At 57.6% G+C, this 17,436-nt stretch carries 17 protein-coding genes; 9 read left to right on the top strand and 8 right to left on the bottom strand.

Annotation, left to right across the window (positions count from 1 at the left end; all coding sequences use genetic code 11):
* Positions 1–41 precede the first annotated feature (41 nt).
* Both HCK03_RS22120 and HCK03_RS22125 read left to right on the top strand, forming a co-directional pair.
* On the top strand, positions 42–1,448 hold the full coding sequence (locus tag HCK03_RS22120; RefSeq protein WP_041144069.1) for a glycoside-pentoside-hexuronide (GPH):cation symporter: 1,407 nt from the start codon (positions 42–44) through the stop codon (positions 1,446–1,448).
* A complete protein-coding gene (locus HCK03_RS22125; RefSeq protein ID WP_115193559.1) occupies positions 1,448–2,398 on the top strand; it encodes a glycoside hydrolase family 43 protein in 951 nt (316 codons plus the stop codon). The genes HCK03_RS22120 and HCK03_RS22125 overlap by 1 nt, the downstream gene beginning before the upstream one ends.
* A 27-nt stretch (positions 2,399–2,425) precedes the next feature.
* Here HCK03_RS22125 and ampE read toward each other — a convergent pair whose 3' ends face one another.
* Together ampE and ampD are read right to left on the bottom strand one after the other, a co-directional pair.
* The gene (gene ampE / locus HCK03_RS22130; protein ID WP_041144067.1) at positions 2,426–3,280 is read right to left on the bottom strand and encodes a beta-lactamase regulator AmpE; all 855 of its coding nucleotides are present in this window, start codon (positions 3,278–3,280) and stop codon (positions 2,426–2,428) included.
* The gene (ampD, locus tag HCK03_RS22135) at positions 3,277–3,840 is read right to left on the bottom strand and encodes a 1,6-anhydro-N-acetylmuramyl-L-alanine amidase AmpD (protein ID WP_041144066.1); all 564 of its coding nucleotides are present in this window, start codon (positions 3,838–3,840) and stop codon (positions 3,277–3,279) included. Before ampD ends, ampE begins: the two co-directional genes overlap by 4 nt.
* A gap of 294 nt (positions 3,841–4,134) precedes the next feature.
* Here ampD and nadC point away from each other — a divergent pair, with 294 nt between their 5' ends.
* From nadC to hofC, 4 genes are all read left to right on the top strand, one after another.
* The gene (gene nadC / locus HCK03_RS22140; RefSeq protein ID WP_045859870.1) at positions 4,135–5,028 is read left to right on the top strand and encodes a carboxylating nicotinate-nucleotide diphosphorylase; all 894 of its coding nucleotides are present in this window, start codon (positions 4,135–4,137) and stop codon (positions 5,026–5,028) included.
* 183 nt (positions 5,029–5,211) lie between these two features.
* Positions 5,212–5,643, top strand: coding sequence for a prepilin peptidase-dependent pilin (ppdD, locus tag HCK03_RS22145; protein WP_167692194.1), 432 nt, complete (start codon positions 5,212–5,214; stop codon positions 5,641–5,643).
* 10 nt (positions 5,644–5,653) lie between these two features.
* Positions 5,654–7,042 (top strand): type II secretion system protein GspE, encoded by a 1,389-nt coding sequence (gene gspE / locus HCK03_RS22150; RefSeq protein ID WP_167692195.1) that lies wholly within the window; start codon positions 5,654–5,656, stop codon positions 7,040–7,042.
* Positions 7,032–8,237, top strand: a complete 1,206-nt coding sequence (hofC, locus tag HCK03_RS22155) for a protein transport protein HofC (protein ID WP_115193561.1) — start codon at positions 7,032–7,034, stop codon at positions 8,235–8,237. Before gspE ends, hofC begins: the two co-directional genes overlap by 11 nt.
* 33 nt (positions 8,238–8,270) lie before the next feature.
* Here the strand turns inward: hofC and HCK03_RS22160 are convergent, their stop codons facing one another.
* A complete protein-coding gene (locus HCK03_RS22160; RefSeq protein WP_076946385.1) occupies positions 8,271–9,314 on the bottom strand; it encodes a GMP reductase in 1,044 nt (347 codons plus the stop codon).
* Between the two features lie 345 nt (positions 9,315–9,659).
* Between HCK03_RS22160 and coaE the strand changes: the two genes are divergently transcribed.
* From coaE to yacG, 3 genes are read left to right on the top strand one after another with little or no spacing between them, the layout of a single operon-like run.
* Positions 9,660–10,280, top strand: a complete 621-nt coding sequence (coaE, locus tag HCK03_RS22165; protein WP_041144060.1) for a dephospho-CoA kinase — start codon at positions 9,660–9,662, stop codon at positions 10,278–10,280.
* A complete protein-coding gene (gene zapD, locus HCK03_RS22170; protein ID WP_041144059.1) occupies positions 10,280–11,023 on the top strand; it encodes a cell division protein ZapD in 744 nt (247 codons plus the stop codon). The genes coaE and zapD overlap by 1 nt, the downstream gene beginning before the upstream one ends.
* 9 nt (positions 11,024–11,032) lie before the next feature.
* Positions 11,033–11,227 (top strand): DNA gyrase inhibitor YacG, encoded by a 195-nt coding sequence (yacG, locus tag HCK03_RS22175; RefSeq protein ID WP_041144058.1) that lies wholly within the window; start codon positions 11,033–11,035, stop codon positions 11,225–11,227.
* A gap of 56 nt (positions 11,228–11,283) precedes the next feature.
* On the opposite strand, the gene mutT is transcribed toward yacG, so the two are convergent.
* The 5 genes from mutT to ftsZ all read right to left on the bottom strand — a co-directional run bounded on the left by mutT (position 11,284) and on the right by ftsZ (position 17,419).
* Complete coding sequence (gene mutT / locus HCK03_RS22180; RefSeq protein WP_076946387.1) at positions 11,284–11,679, bottom strand: 8-oxo-dGTP diphosphatase MutT; 396 nt, start codon at positions 11,677–11,679, stop codon at positions 11,284–11,286.
* Positions 11,680–11,737: 58 nt separating this feature from the next.
* Positions 11,738–14,443 (bottom strand): preprotein translocase subunit SecA, encoded by a 2,706-nt coding sequence (gene secA / locus HCK03_RS22185; RefSeq protein ID WP_041144056.1) that lies wholly within the window; start codon positions 14,441–14,443, stop codon positions 11,738–11,740.
* Between the two features lie 61 nt (positions 14,444–14,504).
* Positions 14,505–14,999, bottom strand: a complete 495-nt coding sequence (secM, locus tag HCK03_RS22190; RefSeq protein WP_206110928.1) for a secA translation cis-regulator SecM — start codon at positions 14,997–14,999, stop codon at positions 14,505–14,507.
* A gap of 250 nt (positions 15,000–15,249) precedes the next feature.
* The gene (gene lpxC / locus HCK03_RS22195; protein ID WP_041144054.1) at positions 15,250–16,167 is read right to left on the bottom strand and encodes a UDP-3-O-acyl-N-acetylglucosamine deacetylase; all 918 of its coding nucleotides are present in this window, start codon (positions 16,165–16,167) and stop codon (positions 15,250–15,252) included.
* A 100-nt stretch (positions 16,168–16,267) separates the two neighbouring features.
* Positions 16,268–17,419 (bottom strand): cell division protein FtsZ, encoded by a 1,152-nt coding sequence (ftsZ, locus tag HCK03_RS22200; protein WP_041144053.1) that lies wholly within the window; start codon positions 17,417–17,419, stop codon positions 16,268–16,270.
* Positions 17,420–17,436: the final 17 nt, after the last annotated feature.

Below are 17,436 nucleotides of genomic sequence, written 5' to 3' on the forward strand. Positions count from 1 at the left end.
AGCAAATAATCCTTCCATACCGCAACGGGGAGGATCTCCAGATGGCAGACAATAAGCTTTCAGTTAAAGAAAAGATTGGCTATGGGATGGGCGATGCCGGATGTAACATCATTTTCGGCGCCATCATGCTGTTTGTTAACTATTTTTATACCGATATATTCGGCCTTGCTCCGGCGCTGGTCGGCGTATTGCTGCTCTCGGTGCGCGTTATTGACGCCGTGACCGACCCCATCATGGGCGCGATGGCCGACCGCACCCGCAGCAAATATGGCCGCTTTCGCCCGTGGCTGCTGTGGATAGCCTTCCCCTACGCCCTGTTTAGCGTCCTGATGTTCACCACGCCCGAGTGGACGTATAACAGCAAGGTTATCTATGCCTTCGTCACCTACTTCCTGCTCTCGCTGACCTATACCGCCATCAATATTCCCTACTGCTCGCTGGGCAGCGTCATTACTAATGACCCCAGGGAGCGCGTTGCCTGCCAGTCCTACCGCTTTGTGATGGTCGGGATTGCCACGCTGCTGCTGTCGTTAACGCTCCTGCCGATGGCGGACTGGTTCGGCGGCGCCGATAAAGCCAAAGGCTACCAGATGGCGATGACCGTGCTGGCGCTTATCGGCATGTGCATGTTTTTATTCTGTTTCGCCACGGTACGTGAGCGCGTGCGTCCGGCGGTACAAACCAATGACGAACTGAAGAAGGATTTCAAAGACGTCTGGAAAAATGACCAGTGGGTGCGCATTCTGCTGCTGACGCTGTGCAACGTCTGTCCGGGCTTTATCCGTATGGCCGCCACCATGTATTACGTCACCTGGGTGATGCAGCAAAGCACCCACTTCGCGACCCTGTTTATTAGCCTCGGCGTCGTCGGGATGATGATCGGCAGTATGCTGGCAAAGGTGCTGACCGACCGCTGGTGCAAGCTGCAGGTATTTTTCTGGACCAACATCGTGCTGGCTATCTTCTCCTGCGCCTTCTACTTCTTCGACCCGCACGCCACCACGATGATTATGGTGCTCTACTTCCTGCTTAACATCCTCCATCAGATCCCATCGCCGCTGCACTGGTCGCTGATGGCCGACGTTGATGACTACGGCGAGTGGAAAACCGGCAAACGCATCACCGGCATTAGCTTCTCCGGCAACCTCTTCTTCCTGAAGGTTGGGCTGGCGGTAGCCGGGGCGATGGTCGGCTTCCTGCTCTCCTGGTACGGCTATGATTCCGGTGCCAAAGAGCAAAGCGCCTCCGCCGTAAACGGCATTATCCTGCTGTTCAGCATTATTCCGGGCATTGGCTATCTGCTGACCGCAGGGGTGGTGAGGATGCTAAAAGTGAATCGCGAGTTTATGAGCCAAATCCAGGCCGACCTCGAGAAGCGCCGCGTCAACTACGGCGAGCTGAACGAACTTCAGGACCTCAAAACCAGCGAACAGATAAGGAAAGCCTGATGAACAACTGGCCGAATCCGTTTATTGAACAGCGCGCGGACCCGTTTATTCTGCGCCATCGGCAGCACTACTATTTTATTGCTTCGGTCCCGGAGTATGACCGGCTGGAGATCCGCCGCGCCGCCACGCTGGAGGGCCTGCGCGAGGCGCCGCCGGTGGTCGTCTGGCGCAAGCCGGAAAGCGGCCCGATGAGCCAGCTGATTTGGGCGCCGGAACTGCATGAAATTGACGGGAAATGGTACATCTACTTCGCGGCGACCCACACCCACGATCTCGACGCGCTGGGCATGTTCCAGCACCGCATGTTCGTGCTTGAATGCGATGACGGCGATCCGCTGACCGGCAGGTGGAGAGAAAAAGGCCGGGTGAAAACCCCCTTTGACACCTTTGCGCTGGATGCCACCACCTTCCGTCATCAGGGAAAGCAGTGGTATCTCTGGGCGCAAAAGGCCCCGCATATCGACGGCAACTCGAATTTGTATCTGGCAGAGCTGGAAAACCCATGGACGCTGAAAGGCGATCCCGTGATGCTGAGTAAGCCGGAGTTTGACTGGGAGTGCCGCGGCTTTCTGGTGAACGAGGGCCCGGCGGCGCTGTTTCATGAGGACAAGCTGTTCGTGAGCTATTCCGCCAGCGCCACGGATGAGAACTACTGCATGGGGCTGCTGTGGATCGACCGTCAGGCCGACCCGCTGCGGCCGGAGAACTGGCATAAATCACCGCAGCCGGTGTTTTGCACCAGCGATGCGAACCGCCAGTATGGTCCCGGGCACAACGCCTTTACGCAAACGGAGGAAGGGGAAGACGTGCTGGTGTATCACGCGCGAAACTACACCGAAATTGAAGGCGACCCGCTGTACGACCCTAATCGCCATACGCGGCTGAAGCGGATCGTCTGGCAAGAAAACGGGATGCCTGATTTTGGCATCCCGCCTGCGGATACAGACTAAGCGTCGCGCCCGCCGCCGGGCGGGCGCTTAAATCAGCGTGCCGTAAATCGTCAGCAGGGCCATAATCACCACCACCACCAGCGACGTTTTCTTGGCCATTGAGACGGCGGCCTTTGGCGTCTCGACCTTGTCGACATGCGGCTCGCGGGCAAGCGAGAACTGCGCCAGACGCGTTAGCACCTGATACTGCGACGAATGGCGATCGCCCAGCGAGGCGAACCAGGCGGGTAGCGCCTTCTCCCCGTGACCAACCAGCGCGTAAACCACGCCAACCAGCCGCACTGGCACCCAGTCCACGACGTGCAAAATGCCGTCAATTCCTGACTGTAAACGGTGGTGCGGCGTTTGATAGCGGGCCAGCCACGACTGCCATGCGCGCAGAACGCTGTAGCCAATCAGCGTGATCGGGCCCCACGGCCCGCCGACCACAAACCAGAACAGCGGCGCAAGGTAGTAGCGGTAGTTGATCCACAGCAGCGCATTCTGCAGTTCGCTGAGGTATTCGCGATTGTCGCAGCCCGGCGGGACGCCGTGGATAAGCGTCAGCTCGCTGGCCATCGCGTCGCAGGCATGCTTATCGTTGCGGGAAGCGGCCTTCAGGTAGGCGTGATAGTGCAGGCGGACTTTGCCGGCGCCAATGCATAGCAGGCCAAGCAGGATCCAGAACACCAGCAGCGGAACGTTAAACAGCACGCCGTGCAACAGGCGCTGAATAATGTATACCGCGACCATCGCCACCGCCGCCATCAGCAGCGTGCCGAAAAGCGAGAAGTGCTTCACGCGACGGAACAGGACCTCGAGGCGATGATCGAGCTGCCAGTGCTCGCCCAGCTTAAACAGGCGTTCGGCGATGAGAACCAGCAGCGTAGAAAACAACGTCATGGCATCTCCTTATCTGACGAAGCGGTCAGCAGACCGCGAAATTTTGCCCAGTCAAACGCCGGGCCGGGATCCGTTTTACGCACCGGCGCGATATCGCTATGGCCGGTCATGTTTTCAGCGATGGCCGGATACAGCGCGGTCAGCAGCCGCGTAATCGCGGCCAGCTGCTGATACTGCGCCTCGGTATAAGCCAGCGTATCCGTACCTTCCAGCTCAATACCAATAGAGAAGTCGTTGCAGCGCTCGCGCCCCTGATAGCAGGATACGCCGGCATGCCACGCGCGCTTATCGAAAGGCACATACTGCACGATTTCACCATCGCGGCGAATCAGACAATGCGCCGAAACCCGCAGCTGAGCGATCCCGGCAAAATAGGGATGCGCGTTGGGATCGAGCGTACCGCTGAACAGAGCATCAATCCACGGGCCGCCAAATTCACCCGGCGGCAGGCTAATATTATGCACCACCAGCAGAGAGGGGGTTTCATCATCCGGGCGGCAATCATGGTGCGGCGAAGGAACCCGACGCGCGCCCACCAGCCATCCTCCGTTCAACTGCATTGCGGAGTCTCCTTTCACTAACGCATGCTCCCGGGCCGCCCATGGCCCAGGGATGCCGATTATCATACACAAATTCGTTCGGAACCGATCGCCGCAGCCGGCGGCGGAAAATGCGCCATCCGCTATTTCGACCTGCCCGCCCTTTAGCAAAGGAGCAGGCGCCGCGCCTCAACCTCTCCAGCGCAGGCACGCCAACGCTGCAATAGCCTGAAGGATGAAGAGTATATGGTGTAGAAACGCCGTTCAGGTTAGCATGTTTCCCACTGCTGAATCTTATCTATCTGGAGCTTTATCATGTCGCCTCGTCGCTACAACCCCGACCGCCGCCGTGACGCGCTGCTGGAACGTATTAACCTCGATATTACCGATGCCGTAGCCCAGTCCCTGCGCGAAGATTTAGGCGGCGAAGTTGACGCTAACAACGATATTAGCGCGCAATTATTGCCGGAAAGCGCACGTTCGCACGCGGTGGTCATTACCCGCGAAGACGGCGTATTTTGCGGCAAGCGCTGGGTGGAAGAGGTCTTTATTCAGCTGGCCGGCGATGACGTCAGCGTCACCTGGCTGGTTGACGATGGCGATGCGGTCAAGGCGGATCAGCCGCTGTTTGAGCTGCAGGGCCCGTCCCGCCTGCTGCTGACCGGCGAGCGCACCGCGCTGAACTTCGTGCAGACCCTATCCGGGGTCGCCAGCGAGGTGCGCCGCTACGTGGATCTGCTGGCGGGTACCAAAACCCAGCTGCTCGATACCCGTAAAACGCTGCCCGGCCTGCGCACCGCGCTGAAATACGCCGTCCTGTGCGGAGGCGGCGCAAACCACCGCCTGGGGCTGTTCGATGCCTTCCTGATCAAAGAGAACCACATTATCGCCTCCGGCTCCGTGCGCCAGGCCGTCGAGAAGGCCTTCTGGCTGCATCCGGACGTGCCGGTAGAAGTTGAGGTTGAGTCCCTTGATGAGCTGGATGAAGCCCTGAAGGCCGGGGCCGATATCATCATGCTCGATAACTTCACCCCGGACCTGATGCGCGAAGCGGTGAAGCGCACCAGCGGCCAGGCCGCGCTGGAAGTCTCCGGCAACGTCACCTTCGAGACGATCCGTGAATATGCCGAAACCGGTGTCGATTACATCTCCGTTGGCGCCCTGACTAAGCACGTCCGCGCGCTCGACCTGTCGATGCGTTTTCGTTAACGCTCCGCCCCGGCACGCATCGCCTGCCGGGGCGCACGCTTTGCGAGCGCGATCTCAGCGCTTTGCTCTCACCCTGTAATAAGTAGAAAAAGCCCGGGAAGCCGCTTCCTGAGCGCTCATTTACCGCTCGTCATCCTCCCCGCAGACCGCCACAGTGCTCCCGACGCTAATAAGGAGCAAACGATGGACAAACAACGCGGCTTTACCCTTATCGAACTCATGGTGGTGATTGGCATTATCGCCATTCTCAGCGCCATCGGCATTCCCGCCTACCAGAACTATCTGCGCAAGGCGGCGCTTACCGATGTGCTGCAAACCTTTATTCCCTACCGCACGGCGGTGGAGCTCTGCGCCCTTGAGCACGGCGGCCTCGCAAGCTGCGACGGCGGCAGCAACGGCATTCCCGCGCCCGCCACCACGCGCTACGTTTCCGCCCTGACCGTGGCTCAAGGCGTCGTCACGCTTAGCGGGCAGGAGAGCCTCAACGGGCTACGCGTCACCATGACGCCGGGCTGGGATAGAGCAAATGGCATTACCGGCTGGCAAAGAGAGTGCAACATCGCCAGCGGCGGCGCGCTCAAGCAGGCGTGTGAAGACGTCTTCCGCTTTAACTGAGGCCACCGCGATGAAAGCCGAAAAATTGATCGCCCTCTGCCAGCGCTACCATGCCCTGCTGCTTAACAGCGATGAGCAAACCCTCTCCATCGCGGTCGTAGACTCTCCACCGCCTGAGCTGATGGAAGCGCTGCGCTTTGCCACGCAAAAGCGGATCGATATCGAGTGCTGGAACCAGGATAAAATGAATCAGCGCCTGCAGTCGTCCGCACAGCCCGGGCCATCTGCCGCCAGCGGCGAAGCACCGACCGGCATCATCGACCAGGTTAATCAGATTCTCGAGCAGGCGCTGCGCCAGCGCGCATCTGATATCCACGTCGAGCCTGGCGAAAATAGCCTGCGCATACGCCTGCGGGTCGATGGGGTGCTCCATCCGCTTGCGCCGCTCGCCGCCGAACTGGCGCTGCCGATAACGGCGCGGCTTAAGGTGCTCGGGAACCTTGATATTGCCGAACACCGCCTGCCGCAGGACGGTCAGTTTACTCAGACGCTCTCGGGACAATCGGTCTCATTTCGCATCGCCACCCTGCCCTGTCGCTACGGTGAGAAAATCGTTCTGCGCCTGCTGCATCAGGTGGAACAGGCGCTGGACCTGGAGGCGCTCGGCCTCTCCCCAGAGCAGCTTGCCGCCTTTGTTTCGGCGCTCAATCAGCCCCAGGGGCTGCTGCTGGTCACCGGCCCAACCGGCAGCGGTAAGACCATCACGCTCTACAGCGCCCTGCAGAAGCGAAACCGCGATGAGGTTAATATCTGCAGCGTGGAGGACCCGCTGGAAATCCCCATCGCCGGCATGAATCAAACGCAGATCAACCCGCGCTCCGGCTTAACCTTTAACAGCGTTCTGCGCGCGCTGCTGCGTCAGGATCCGGACATTGTTATGGTCGGCGAAATCCGCGATGCGGAAACCGCAGAAATTGCTATCAAAGCGGCGCAAACCGGACACCTCGTGCTCTCAACGCTGCACACCAACTCGACCAGCGAAACGCTTATTCGCCTGCAGCAGATGGGGATCGCCTGCTGGATGCTCTCATCCGCGCTATCGCTGGTCATTGCGCAGCGCCTGGTGCGCAGGCTCTGCCCGCACTGCCGCCGGGAGGCTGAAGGCGGCATTGACGTGCCGCACAGCCTGTGGCCGCGTCGGCTGCCCCGCTGGCAGGCGACGGGCTGTCGGCACTGCTATCACGGCTACTATGGGCGCCTGGCGCTATTTGAGGTGCTACCAATAGGCACCGCGCTGCAGCAGGCTATTTCCCGGGGGCTGGGCGCGGTGGAAATTGAGGCCCTGGCGCGTGAGGCCGGAATGACGACGCTGTTTGAAAGCGGCTGCCTGGCCATTGAGCAGGGTCTGACCTGCTTTGAAGAGGTGGTCCGCGTGCTGGGGCTCCCCCATGGCGACTGAACGCCTTTGGCGCTGGCGCGGGCTTGATCCTAAAGGATCGCTCTGTCACGGCTCGCTATGGAAAAGCTCCCGCCAGGAGGTGATGCAGGCGCTGCAGCATGAACGAATTATCCCCCTCGCGCTCCGCCGCTGCACGGTACGCAGCGCGCTTTGGCATCCGCGCTACAGCGGCCAGATTATCCACCAGCTGGCGACTCTCCTGCAGGCGGGACTGCCGCTCGCCGAGGGACTGGAGCTGCTGGCGCAGCAGCAGACGGGCGCGCAGTGGCAGGCGCTGCTGCGAACCCTGGCTCAGGATCTCGCGCAGGGCATCTCGCTTTCCAGCGCGCTGGAAAGATGGCCGCAGGCGTTTCCTCCGCTCTATCTGGCGATGATCCGCACCGGGGAGCTTACCGGTAAGCTGGATCTGTGCTGCTTTCATCTGGCTCGCCAGCAGCAGGAACAGCTGCAGCTGAGCGAAAAGGTCAAAAAGGCGCTGCGCTATCCGCTGATCGTTCTGCTGCTGGCGCTGCTGGTGGTAATGGGTATGCTCACCTTTGTCCTGCCGGAGTTTGCCGCTATTTACCAGACGTTCAACACGCCGCTCCCTCTGCTGACCAAAGTGGTGATAAGCGCCGGAGAAGGCCTGAGCAGCCGCTGGCCACAGCTGCTGCTGATGGCGATACTGCCGTTTCTCCTCAACCGGCTGGCCCATCGTCGCCGCTCGTGGCTACTCCGGCGACAAAAGCTGCTTCACGCTTTGCCGGTAGTCGGAAAGCTAATAGGCGGACAGCGGCTCAGCCAGATATTTACCGTTTTAACCCTCACGCAGAGCGCCGGCATCAGCTTTATGCAGGGTCTGGAGAGCGTAGAAGAGACGCTAAGCTGCCCGCTTTGGCGCCAAAGAATCCATCAGGTTAATACGCAGATTGCCCGTGGGACCGCCATCTGGCAGGCGCTGGCGAACAGTGAAGGATTTACCCCGCTCTGCCTGCAGCTCATCCGCACCGGTGAGGCTTCAGGGTCGCTGGATATCATGCTAGAGAACCTGGCCCGCCATCATAGCGAGCGCACGCACCGCCAGGCAGAGGGCCTGGCCACGCTGCTGGAACCGATGCTGCTGCTGATAACCGGCGCCGTCGTTGGCATCCTGGTGGTGGCGATGTATTTACCCATTTTTCATCTGGGCGACGCCATTAGCGGAATGGGGGGATAGCGGCTGGCGCAGGAGGTGCGCCAGCAAGCGGCACTACAGGCTGTTGAACACGCGGTTCTCTTGTTCCTGTACGCGAATAAAGGTCGTGCGTTTGGTCAGCTCTTTCAGGCGGGAAGCACCAACATAGGTGCAGGCAGAGCGCAGGCCGCCGAGAATATCGCGGGCGGTGTTCTCAACCGGGCCGCGCAGCGGCAGCTTAACGGTTTTACCTTCCGCCGCGCGGTACTGCGCAACGCCGCCAACGTGACGGGTCATCGCGGATTCGGAGCTCATCCCGTAGAACAGCATAAACTTCTCGCCGTTCTCTTCAACAACGGTGCCGCCGCTCTCTTCGTGACCTGCCAGCATACCGCCCAGCATGACGAAATCAGCGCCGCCGCCGAAGGCTTTCGCTACGTCGCCCGGCGTGGTGCACCCGCCGTCGCTGACGATCTGGCCGCCAAGGCCATGGGCCGCATCGGCGCATTCGATAACCGCAGAGAGCTGCGGGTAGCCAACGCCGGTTTTCACGCGGGTAGTACAAACGGAACCCGGGCCAATGCCGACCTTCACGATATCCGCGCCGGACAAAATCAGCTCTTCGCACATTTCGCCGGTCACGACGTTACCCGCACAGATCGTTTTCAGCGGCCAGGCTTCGCGCGCCTTCGCCACGAACTGCACAAAATGCTCGGAATAACCGTTTGCCACATCAATACAAACGAAGCCGAGCTGCGGGTTCTGTGTCAGGATCTGTTTGGTTTTTTCGAAATCAACATCCGACGTACCGGTAGAAACCATGACGTACTTCAGCACATCGGCAGAGGTGGTCTGCACAAAGCTGCGCCACTCTTCTACGGTGTAGTGCTTATGTACGGCAGTCAGGATCCCGAATGAGGCCAGCGCTTTTGCCATGCCAAAGGTACCGACGGTATCCATATTCGCGGCGATGATCGGCACGCCGGACCAGGAGAGGCCAGAATGTTTAAAAGTGAATTCACGTTCCAGTTCAACATCAGAACGACTTTTGAGGGTAGAGCGCTTGGGGCGGATAAGAACGTCTTTAAAACCAAGCTTCAGATCTTCTTCAATACGCATGTGCGAATTCCTGGGGTTAATTGCATTATTGTGAGAGCACAACTCCAGTGACGTTATCATACGCACGAATCATGACTGCGCAAGACTGCGATTTTCACTTTTTTTACGCTACAATCGTACAAATTTACCTGGTGGATTGAGGAAAGCGCGATCGCGACAATCAACGGCCAGAGCGTTATTTTTAACCATTTGATTTATATGTACAAAGCAATCCAGTATTCGTCGTAAAAGTCTCTTTCGGCTCGAAGCAGCCTGACGGGACACCCACCGCAGAGTCACGGCTCGTGAAGCGCGGGCGCTGCTGAAAAGTCAATGTGTATATGGTCAGTTTCAGGAACGGGGTATATGAGGTATACGGTAGCGTTAACGGGCGGCATCGGTAGCGGTAAAAGCACCGTAGCCGATGCATTCTCTCACCTCGGCGTTAACGTGATTGACGCCGACGTTATCGCCCGTCAGGTGGTCGAGCCTGGAACCCCTGCACTACTGGCAATTGCCGCTCGTTTCGGCCAACAGATGATTAACGATGACGGCACGCTGAACCGCCGCAGCCTGCGGGAACGTATCTTCGCTCACGCCGAGGATAAAACCTGGCTGAACGCGCTGCTGCACCCGCTCATTCAGCAGGAAACCCGCCGTCAAATGCAGGCGGCGTCCTCTCCTTATGTTCTCTGGGTCGTTCCCCTGTTGGTCGAAAACAATCTCGTCGCCAACGCCGACCGCGTGCTGGTCGTCGATGTTGCAAAAGAGACGCAAATAGCGCGAACCATACTGCGCGATCGGGTCAGCCGTGAGCACGCAGAACGCATTCTCGCCGCCCAGGCCACGCGTGAACAACGCCTCGCCGCTGCGGATGATGTCATTGAAAATATGGGCCCTCCGGATGCCATCGCATCGGATGTCGCCCGCCTGCACGAAAAGTATCTAATGCTGGCATCGCAGGCCGCCTCACAGGAAAAATCGTAATGCATACCCCTGTTCTATTTGAACATCCCCTCAATGAGAAAATGCGCACCTGGCTGCGTATTGAGTTTTTGATTCAACAGCTCTCCGTGCACCCGACGATCGCCACCTACTCGGATGCGCTCCACTTCTTCCGCAATACGGGCGATCTGCTGGACGTTCTCGAACGCGGCGAGGTGCGGACGGATCTGCTCAAAGAGCTCGAGCGGCAGCAGCGTAAACTGCAGTCCTGGGCAGAAGTGCCGGGCGTCGACCGCGGGCGTATTGACGAGTTGCGCCAACAGCTGAAGCACGCCGGCAGCGCGCTGATGTCCGCCCCGCGCATCGGTCAATTCCTGCGAGAGGATCGTTTAATTGCGCTGGTTCGCCAGCGACTGAGCATTCCGGGAGGCTGCTGCAGTTTCGATCTCCCCACGCTGCATATCTGGCTGCATATGCCTCAGGAGTATCGCGACGAGCAGGTTGGCAAATGGTTAGCGAGCCTGCAGCCGCTCACTCAGGCGCTGGTGCTGATCCTCGATTTGATCCGCAACTCTGCGCCCTTTCGCAAGCAAACCAGCCTCAACGGTTTTTATCAGGATAACGGCGATGATGCCGATCTGCTGCGCTTACGCCTCGATCTTGCCAGCCAGCTGTATCCGCAAATTTCTGGCCATAAAAGCCGCTTTGCCATTCGCTTTCTCCCACTGGACAGCGAACTCGGTATCGTCCCCGAGCGCTTTGATTTTGAACTGGCCTGTTGTTAAGGAGGAAAGATGTCAAAAGAGACAATCGTTAACTGCCCGACCTGCGGTAAAAATGTGGTCTGGAATGAGCACAGCCCGTTTCGGCCATTTTGCTCAAAACGCTGCCAGCTGATTGATTTAGGTGAGTGGGCTGCGGAAGAAAAACGCATTCCCAGCGCAGGCGACCTGTCCGATACCGATGACTGGAGCGAACAGCAGCAGTAGCGCCGCGTCGGCAGAAAATCCCGGAGATGACCTTGCGTCCTGTCCGGGCCATTTTCTCAGCGGGCGGCGTGCACTAATTTGCTGATAATCGGTTCGTTGGCTGGCGGAAACTCCTCGGCCAGCAGCGCCCGCTGGGCAATCCAGCGTCCCGGCTGCCCCTCTTTACCCCAGGGTTCACCCTCCCAGTCGTCAACCAGCCAGAACCACAGCGTGATATGCCGGTCAGGGAACTGATACTCCAGCTTATCAAACAGGCTGGACGCGCGTACCGTAATGCCAACCTCTTCCTGTAGCTCGCGCACCAGCGCCTGCTCGGCCGACTCTCCCGCTTCAATTTTGCCACCGGGAAACTCGAGCTTATTTGCCATATGCGCATCGGCGGCGCGCTGGGTAATAAAGATTTCACCCTGCGGGTTACGGATGATGCCAACGGAGATTTGCAGTATTTTCATTGCGTTAATTCCATAAAAAAGGCGCAGATATCTGCGCCTTTATTTTTATTCTCTGAGCTTAGCTCAGACGACCATGGCACTGCTTATATTTTTTACCGGAACCACACGGGCAAGGATCGTTGCGGCCAACCTTACGCTCGCCGGTTTCCTCAGCCAATGCGGCTGCGGCCAGGGCATCGTCATCCTGATGGCTGAGCTGCTGCATCTGCGCCAGGCGCTCCGCCTCTTCGCGACGCTGCTGCTCCATTGCTTCAACTTCTTCCGGCATCCGCACCTGCACCTTGCTCAGGGTGCTGATCACTTCATACTTCAGGGATTCAAGCATCGCTGCAAACATCGAGAACGATTCACGCTTGTATTCCTGCTTCGGATCTTTCTGCGCGTAGCCGCGCAGATGGATACCCTGACGCAGGTAGTCCATCGCCGCCAGATGCTCTTTCCACAGGGAGTCCAGGGTCTGCAGCATCACGCCTTTTTCGAAATGACGCATCATTTCGGTACCCACGACTTCTTCTTTACGCTGATAGGTTTCTACCGCGCTCTGCAGAATACGCTCGCGCAGAGTTTCTTCATGCAGTTCAGGCTCTTTGTCCAACCACTCTTTGAGCGGCAGCTCGAGATCGAAGTCGTTTTTCAGGCGTTCCTGCAGACCTTCGATATCCCACATTTCTTCCAGAGATTGCGGCGGAATGTGCGCATCGATAGTCGTTTTGAAAACGTCTTCGCGAATGCTGTTGATGGTTTCGCTAACATCAGATACGTCCAGCAGTTCGTTACGCTGGCTGTAGATGGCGCGACGCTGATCGTTAGCCACGTCATCATATTCCAGCAGCTGCTTACGAATATCAAAGTTGCGGCTTTCAACCTTACGCTGCGCGTTGGCGATCGCTTTGGTGACCCACGGGTGTTCAATCGCTTCGCCCGGCTTCATCCCCAGCTTACGCATCATGCCCGACACGCGGTCAGAGGCAAAGATGCGCATCAGGGCATCTTCCATCGACAGATAGAAACGAGAAGAACCGGCATCGCCCTGACGACCTGAACGGCCGCGCAGCTGGTTATCGATACGGCGAGACTCATGACGCTCGGTACCGATAATGTGTAAACCACCGGAGGCCAGCACCGCTTCGTGACGCACCTGCCAGTCGGCTTTGATCTGGGCGATCTGCTCTGGCGTCGGATCTTCCAGTGCGGCGACTTCCGCCTGCCAGCTGCCGCCCAGCACGATATCCGTACCACGACCGGCCATGTTGGTGGCGATGGTGACCGCAGCCGGGTAGCCGGCCTGAGCCACGATATCCGCTTCGCTGGCGTGGAACTTGGCGTTCAGGACATTGTGCTTGATGCCCGCTTTGGTCAGTTCCTGCGAAACCACTTCTGATTTTTCGATAGAAATCGTACCCACCAGAACCGGCTGGCCGGCGGCAGTACGCTCTCTGATATCTTCGATGATCGCCTGAATTTTTTCTGCTTCGGTCATATAGACCAGATCCGCCATATCCTTACGGATCATCGGACGGTTGGTCGGTACCACGACGGTATCCAGCTTATAGATAGAGCTGAATTCGAAAGCTTCGGTATCCGCAGTACCGGTCATCCCCGCCAGCTTCTCGTACAGACGGAAGTAGTTCTGGAAGGTGATGGACGCCAGCGTCTGGTTCTCGTTCTGGATATCAACGCCTTCTTTGGCTTCGACGGCCTGGTGCAGACCGTCTGACCAGCGACGACCCTGCATGGTACGACCGGTGTGCTCATCGACGATAATAACTTCGCCATCTTTTACGATGTAGTCAACGTCGCGGGTAAAGAGCACGTGGGCGCGCAGCGCCGCTGTCACGTGGTGCATCAGCATAATGTTAGTCGGTGAATACAGAGATTCGCCTTCATCCATAATGCCTTCGTTGACCAGCAGTTCTTCAATCAGCACCAGACCGCGTTCGGTCAGGTTCACCTGACGCGCCTTCTCGTCTACCGAGAAGTGGCCTTCACCGGTAAAGGTGTCGGAGTCCTCTTTATCCTGGCGCACCAGGTGAGGAATGATCTTGTTCACTTTCTTGTACATTTCCGAGCTGTCTTCAGCCGGGCCGGAAATGATCAGCGGCGTACGCGCTTCATCGATAAGAATGGAGTCAACCTCATCCACCAGCGCATAGTGCAGCTTACGCTGTACGCGCTCTTCCGGGCTGAACGCCATGTTATCGCGCAGATAGTCGAAGCCGTATTCGTTGTTGGTGCCGTAGGTGATATCGGCGGCGTAAGCTTCACGCTTGGCCGGAGCAGGCAGGCCCGACATGTTGATACCGACGGTCATACCGAGGAACTCAAACAGCGGACGGTTGTTTTCAGCATCACGCTGCGCCAGGTAGTCGTTGACGGTCACGACGTGCACGCCTTTACCGGACAGTGCGTTCAGGTAGGCCGGGAGGGTAGCGGTCAGCGTTTTACCTTCACCGGTACGCATTTCTGCGATGCAGCGCTCGTTGAGCACCATGCCGCCAAGCAGCTGTACGTCAAAGTGACGCATACCGAATACGCGCTTACTGGCTTCACGTACCACGGCAAAGGCTTCCGGGATTAGGCTTTCTACGCTTTCGCCTTTTGCCAGACGCGCGCGGAACTCTTCTGTTTTAGCCTTCAGCTCATCATCAGAGAGCTTCTCCATGGCAGGTTCCATGGAGTTAATTAGCGTCACAGCTTTGCGCATACGGCGCAGTGTACGATCGTTACGGCTACCGAAAACTTTAGTTAATAATTTGATTAGCATAATAAAATCTCAAACGCCCCGCGATGCGGAGTCACAAAAAATAGAATGATCCGTTTTTAGTTCAGCTGAGGCGTTGGGGTCCGGCGCGTATCCCCGTGACCTGGCTAATCCAGGCGGAGACGCAAAAAGCGCGATGGGAGGAGTTATATGCCGCCTGACGCACAATGACCGGCGGTTTGCTTTCCTGCGTCAGCAGCGCGCTGAGCGTATCAAGCAGGGCCAGATGCTGCGCCTGTAACGGCGAAGACTCTTCCGCAACCGGCAGCGCCTGGGGCGCCATGGCAAATGAGAGATGACGGATAACCGTGCGGATGGCGTGCTGATGCCAGTAGTCGACGGTAAAGTTTGGCCGGCGGTTGGCTTCCAGCAGAGCAAGCTGGGAGAAATTAACTTTATTCGGCGTGTGGCTGCTGGCCGTTGCTTTCGCCGGTGATGCCGTTTCGTGACTATTGCTTAACGCAGGCAGGCCAAAGCTAGCCGCGACCATCCCCAACAGGAGATGCGGCCAGAAATACCGTCTGCCAAACTGTCGCCAGCGCGTCAGCAATCCACTCACGTCCATTACCTTTAGTTGAAGCAACCCCAGGAAATAATTTTGCGCCCAAATATTACCATTAATACCGCGCCACGGCAGCAGGAATGAAAGCTTTGCGCAGGTAAAAGCGGTCAATTAAGCAGCGAACGCGCGGCATCAGCGATGGTTGAATCGGGGTGAAATGAGAACCGGGAGGTAAAAAAGAAAAACGACTGGCTCCCTGGCCGGAGAGAGTACCAGGTTACCAGTCGATTTTACTGAATGGTCAGGCTTACGCCATAACCATTGATGGTGCACGGAATGCCAGCGGCATTTCTGCTTCGTCTTCGAAGGTCACATACTCCCAGGCTTCCTGTTTTGCCAGAACGGCCTGCAGCAGTTTGTTATTCAACGCGTGACCTGATTTGAACGCCGTGAATGCGCCGATGATATTGTGACCACACATAAACAGGTCACCAATCGCATCCAGCATTTTGTGGCGGACAAACTCATCTTCAAAGCGTAAGCCGTCTTCGTTCAGTACGCGATAATCGTCAACAACGATGGCACAATCGAAGCTGCCGCCCAGGCACAGGCCGCGGGACTGCAGATATTCGATATCACGCATAAAACCGAAGGTACGCGCACGGCTAATCTGGCGCATAAATGCATCAGCAGAGAAGTTCATCGCATAGCGCTGGTTGCTTGAGTCAATCGCCGGATGGTTAAAGTCGATGGTAAAGTCCAACGAAAAACCATTGTACGGCTTAAACTCAGCCCACTTATCGCCATCTTCGACGCGAACGGTCTCTTTAATGCGCACAAATTTCTTGGCGCAGTTCAGTTCATCGATGCCGGCATCCAGCAGCAGATAAACGAACGGAGCAGCACTGCCGTCCATAATCGGGATTTCCGGCGCATCGACTTCAATAACAATGTTGTCAATGCCCAGGCCAGCCAGTGCGGCATTCAGGTGCTCGACCGTTGAAATCCGCACGTCATGCTCGTTCACCAGGCAAGTACAGAGCATGGTATCACGCACAGATTTGGCATCAGCCGGAAAATCAACCGGTGGATTCAAGTCGGTGCGACGATAGATGACCCCGGTATTTGCCGGCGCAGGTCGTAACGTCAGTGTGACTTTCTTGCCGGTATGCAAACCGACGCCAGTCGCCTGAACGATACGTTTAAGAGTCCTTTGTTTGATCATCGTATAATCTCGCCAAGTTACCTATCCAACCGAAGTGTATAACACTTTCGGACGGGCAGTTTAGCACAAAGAGCGCTGATGCCCAACTTCCAGCCAATTCTTAATCGGCCTGCTTACGCAGGAAGGCCGGGATATCCAGATAATCCGGCTCTTTCGCGGTTTGCGGCGTATTGTCGTTCACCACTTTCGCTGCCGGTTTCTGCTCTTGATTCAGCGGCGCCATACCGTGCTGCTGGTAGCGATCCATTACCGGCTGCTGAACCTGCTTGTTGGTTACCAGGGTAATTTCCGGACGTTTGTCCATGCCAATACCGGTCGCCACAACGGTCACGCGCAGCTCGTCGTTCATATCTGGATCCAGAGAAGTACCGATAACCACGGTGGCGTTATCCGATGCGAATGCGCGGATAGTGTTACCTACGGTTTCGAACTCATCCAGACGCAGGTCGAAGCCGGCGGTGATGTTGACCAGAACGCCGCGCGCGCCGGACAGATCGATATCTTCCAGCAGCGGAGAAGAAATCGCCATTTCAGCCGCTTCTTCCGCACGGTCTTCACCGCTCGCCACGCCGGAGCCCATCATCGCGTAGCCCATTTCGGACATTACGGTGCGCACATCAGCAAAGTCGACGTTCATCAGACCCGGACGGGTAATCAGCTCGGCGATACCCTGCACAGCGCCTTTCAGCACGTCGTTTGCTGCGCCGAAGGCGTCCAGCAGCGAAATACCGCGGCCAAGAACTTTCAGCAGCTTGTCGTTCGGGATAGTGATCAGTGAATCGACGTGCTTGGAGAGCTCGGTGATCCCCTGCTCGGCAAAAGCCATACGCTTTTTGCCTTCAAAATTGAAGGGCTTAGTCACAACAGCAACAGTCAGGATACCAAGATCCTTCGCCACTTCTGCAACCACAGGTGCCGCACCGGTACCGGTACCGCCGCCCATACCTGCCGCGATAAACACCATGTCTGCGCCGTCGAGAGCAGCACGCAGCGCTTCACGGTCTTCATCCGCCGCATTGCGGCCGACTTCCGGGTTGGCGCCTGCGCCCAGACCTTTGGTAATACCGCTACCAATCTGAATAGTCTGGCCAACAGCCGTTTTACGCAGCGCCTGCGCGTCGGTGTTCACCGCGAAGAATTCCACACCCTCGATGCGCTCGCGCACCATGTGCTCTACGGCATTACCGCCGCCGCCACCGACGCCGATGACTTTAATCACCGCGTCGTTGGTTAATTCCATTGGTTCAAACATAGTTTCTCTCCGTCTTG

Origin of the sequence: Klebsiella terrigena, from assembly GCF_012029655.1 — a bacterium.
In the GTDB taxonomy this organism is placed as follows: Bacteria; Pseudomonadota; Gammaproteobacteria; order Enterobacterales; family Enterobacteriaceae; genus Klebsiella; species Klebsiella terrigena.